The organism is Pedobacter sp. GW456-11-11-14-TSB4 (assembly GCF_059424425.1).
The window spans coordinates 1-761 of the sequence record NZ_JBWKZK010000015.1 but is presented as its reverse complement, the minus strand read 5'-3'; the positions used below and the strand labels follow the sequence as shown (position 1 = coordinate 761).

Here is a 761-nt window from a genome sequence, read left to right as displayed (position 1 = left end):
CCCATATCAATAATGTAGAAGTAAGCCGATTCAGCTAAATCTTGTCCATTATATTTACCGTCCCAATTGTTCTGGTAATTCACCGCTCCAAAAACTTTACGCCCTGCCCTGTCATAGATAAACACCTTGTTGTTCGGGTAGTAATCTATGTTCTGGATGGTCCATAGGTCATTCTTACCATCTCCATTTGGTGTGATCACATTGTTTGGAATAAGCTTGAGATCCTCGTTAACGGTGATGGTGATCTGCCTCACTTCACTACAGCCGCTGGCATTGGTAACAGCTACGGTATAGGTTGTAGTTACTTTAGGTCTAACATCTAGGGTAGCTGTACCCTGTCCGCTCAAGATATCTGCACCGCTCCAGCTGTAAACTGTACCTCCGGTAGCTTTCAAGCTTATTATATCTCCCTTAGAAATAGTTAAACCCTTATCCCCACTCAAGGTTACCACCGGCATTGCATTGATATTTACAGTTGTTGTTGCATTTGCGGTGATCGAACCATCCCGATAGGTATAGGTTACCGTATAACTGCCCGGTGTACTTGTACCAAGGTCTACAGCACCCGTTGCCGTATTTATCTTCAGACCACTTGCGCTGGCAGTGTATGTTCCGCCCGTTGGACCGGTCTGCACAATGCTCGCCGTTCCGCTTGCACAAAAACTGGTTCTTGTAAATGAGATGGTCGCAGGTGTAGAACTTACGCTTAAAGTAGTGGTAGCTGTGTTTGAGCAGCTTCCATTGCTGAATGAATAGGTAAC

The 761-nt window shown here is 45.2% G+C and carries 1 protein-coding gene; it reads right to left on the bottom strand.

Translation table 11 applies throughout. The features are described 5' to 3' along the window. The coding region (locus AC07XU_RS18330; protein WP_494945084.1) for a T9SS type B sorting domain-containing protein at positions 1–761 on the bottom strand (761 nt) is incomplete at both ends.